The following is a 3,572-nucleotide window of genomic DNA, read 5'->3' as shown; positions in this document are numbered from 1 at the left end:
ATAGTTTCAAACCATTACTAGAAAATTCACTTGGTCAAGGCCAAACCAACTTGCTTGTAGGAGATGTCAAGCAATCCATCTATAGATGGCGTGGTGGTGAAATGAAATTATTGCTTTCGCAGGTCGAGGATGAAATAGGGAAAGACAGTATTCAATTAGAGAATCTGGACACGAATTTTCGAAGTCTTCCCAATATCATCAATTTCAACAATGCATTGTTTAAGGCTTTGCCGAAGGCAATGGAGCAAGTTTTAAGTGATAGTTATGGAGTTGAAGATCCACAGATTCTGTCGAAGGCTTATTCTGATTCCTTTCAGGAGATTTCTCCCAAAAAGGCCAAATCTGAGTTTAAAGGAAAAGTAAAACTGGAGTTCATCGATCCGAAAGATGAAGAAGAGGATTCTAAATTCGACGAAATCGTTCTGGAAAAACTACCTGATTTGGTAATGGAACTTCAGGATCATGGCTATCAGCTGGAGGATATCGCTTTTCTGGTAAGAAGTAAATCGCATGGTGAGGCCATAGCGGACCGAATGATGAGCCATGCTGCGAAGCATCCAGATTCTACCTATAGCTTTGATGTTCTCTCTGATGAGTCCATGTTTTTAAATAAAGCGGCCTCTGTGAAAGCGCTTATTTCTGGATTCAATTACTTGCACAATCCAGCTGATAAAGTTCAGTATAAAACCATGTGGTACTATTTAGCAGTGTTAATGGATGCACCCATTGATCACGAGCTTTTTGCATTGGATAAAATGCCAACCTTTCTGGAAGAGCAAGTTAAGCTATTTGCGGAAAAAGAGATTTTGATGCTTCAACTGCCACTGATGGAGGCGCTGGAGGAGTTGATCAAAGTTCTTGGCTTGATGGAATTAGGCTTGGAAAAAGCTTATATCTCAGGATTTAAAGAAGCTGTGTATGATTTTACTTCTAACAATCGGGCAGACCTAAGTGGATTTTTGGAATGGTGGGAAATCAACCAGACTAAGCGCACCGTCAAAATTCCAGAAGGTCACAATGCTATGCGTATTCTTACGATTCACAAGTCTAAAGGTCTGCAGTTTAAAGTAGTGGTGATGCCATTTCTCAAGTGGACAATCTTCGACACCGGTAAAGGAAATGTGGTTTGGTCACCTTTTGAAGACCAGGAAAAAGGACTTTCCGCTATCATTCCTCTTACTCTAAATGGAGATTTGGCAGATTCTGATTTCAGTGATACTTATGCAGAAGAGGCTACTATGGCCTATTTGGACAGTTTGAATATGCTTTATGTCGCGCTGACAAGAGCTGAGGATGTCTTTATCGGCTTTATTCCTTACAAAGAGAAAATTGGGTCACAGAATTATATGGAAATTCAGCTTCAGCAATTGATTCATTCTCACACTGATCCAGAATCTGATTTGAGTTTGGCTTCTTATTATGATACAGAGTCAAAAGTATTTGAGTTTGGCCGTTGGCCTGAGAAACGGGAGAAAACCTTGCATTCTAAGAAATCACCGGACCTTCGCTGGGCTTATAAAAATTGGGCTGAGGTACTTACGCTCAAAAAATATGCAGTTGATTTTTCAATAGAAGGAATGGAGCAACGAAAAAAGCAAAAATTTGGCTTGATCGTTCATGAGATCTTGGAATTGTCTGCCGACAAAGCTTCTGCACTTCAAAATTTACAATCTTTCTATTTCGAAGGAAGATTAAATGAGGAAGAAAAACAACTTGTAGGGCGACAACTGGAGCATCTATTCACAGATCCTCTTTTTGCTTCTTGGTTTGGTACCAAAGGCATTTTATTGGCTGAGCAAGGAATTCTTCTCCCCGGGGGAAAGCAAAAGCGGCCAGATCGAATTATTTTAAATGACGAGGAAGCGTTGATCGTAGATTTCAAAACTGGTGAAGCTCAAAGTCGCTATGCCAACCAAGTGAGAGAGTATATGGATTTAGTTTCAAAACTCTCTCAGAAGCCGACCAAGGGTTATTTATGTTATTTAGAAACTGGAGTTATCGAGGAGGTTTATGCATAGTTTTTTAAAAAATACAGCAAAAGATATCCTCAATAGCGGTATTGATTTACAAAAGCTTACCGTGGTTTTGCCAAATAGGCGAGCAGGATTATTTTTTACCCAACATCTTGGAAGTTTGATCAGCGAACCGACTTGGATGCCGGAGGTAAAGACTATTGAGGAGATATTCTATGATCTTGCTGGAAATCGTCCTGCAGATGACTTGACCTTGATATTTGAATTATATCGTGTTTATCAAGATCTCCACCCTGAGGCAGAGACGTTTGATCGCTTTTATTTCTGGGGAGAAATGATCCTGAAAGATTTCAATGATGTGGATCAGTTTATGGCAAATGCGAGTAAACTCTACCATCATTTGTCCGAAATCAAGGAATTGGAATCAGACTTAAGTTTTTTGAACGAAAGTCAAGTAGAATTAATCAGACAATTCTGGTCTTCTTTTGTGCGTCAGGACAGAGATCATCAGGAGAAGTTCCTGAAATTTTGGCAATTACTCAGTCCACTTTATACAAGTTTTCAGGCTTCTTTGGCAGTTTCTGGCTTGGCTTATTCTGGGATGCTGTACAGAAAAGTTGCGGAGTCTTTGAATTCCATTTCCCGTCCTGAGAAAGTACATCATTTTGTTGGTTTCAATGCTTTCACTGGAACTGAAGAAGCCTTGATCAAGCATTATATCACAGCTTTTGATGCAAAGATTTACTGGGATATTGATGCTTATTATTTAGAAGATAAAGTTCAGGAAGCTGGTTTGTTTTTCCGCGACTATCAGAAAGACAAGATCTTTGGGCCAACTTTTCCAAAAGAGATTCCAACACAGATTGATGATCGAAAAGCAAGTATCAAGACTTATGCAACACCTTTGAAGACCAATCAGGCGAATTTGGTAGGTTCAATTTTGGAGAAAATTCCTGTAGGCGAAGCTTGGGAGGAGACCGTGGTGATTTTGCCAGACGAACAAATGCTTTTTCCAGTACTACACACTTTGCCTGAGCAAGTGGATAAGGTTAATGTGACCATGGGCTATCCTGTGAAAAATGCCCCCGTCTATTCCTTTTTGGAAGCAGTATTGGAAATGCAACGATTCATCAAAGAAGAAGATGGAAAGCTTATGTTCTATCACACTCCGGTGAAGAACTTGTTAAGCTCGATTTATCTTAAAAGTGTTAATCCAGGGTTTGCTGCAGGTTTAATGGAAGAAATGCAGCTTTTAAATCAGATTCATGTTTCTGCTGAAAAGCTGCATAAAGGCGGTGAGCTATATCAATTGATTTTCCAGAAGTTGGAAAACGAATCTCTTTTTTCATATCTGGCTAAACTCATGGAAGCGTTAGCTGAGCGTTTGAAGGATGAGCCTTTACAGTGTTCTTATCTTTATCAATGCTTTAAACAGCTAACGCGATTGCGAGAGATTTTTGCAGGGCAAGAGATTCTTACGATCAATCGGGAGTTCTTCATTAGACTTTTTCGTCAGGTTTTCAGAGAGGTAAAGTTGCCATTTGAAGGGGAGCCACTTCAAGGATTACAAATTATGGGTGTGTTGGAATCCAGAAATCT

1 protein-coding gene and 1 pseudogene are annotated in these 3,572 nt (G+C 39.7%); both read left to right on the top strand.

The genetic code is table 11. The features are described from left to right. A partial coding sequence (locus Q0L68_RS18000) for an exodeoxyribonuclease V subunit beta (protein ID WP_296705646.1) occupies positions 1-2,018 on the top strand: 2,018 nt, incomplete at its 5' end. Then, a pseudogene (locus tag Q0L68_RS17995) lies at positions 2,011-3,572 on the top strand (PD-(D/E)XK nuclease family protein); the annotation flags it as partial. The gene Q0L68_RS18000 and the pseudogene Q0L68_RS17995, both read left to right, overlap by 8 nt.

Source organism: Algoriphagus sp. (genome assembly GCF_024642405.1).
In the GTDB taxonomy this organism is placed as follows: domain Bacteria; phylum Bacteroidota; class Bacteroidia; order Cytophagales; family Cyclobacteriaceae; genus Algoriphagus.
Note: the sequence above shows the minus strand (reverse complement) of the source record. Positions and strands in the feature narration are given on the sequence as shown.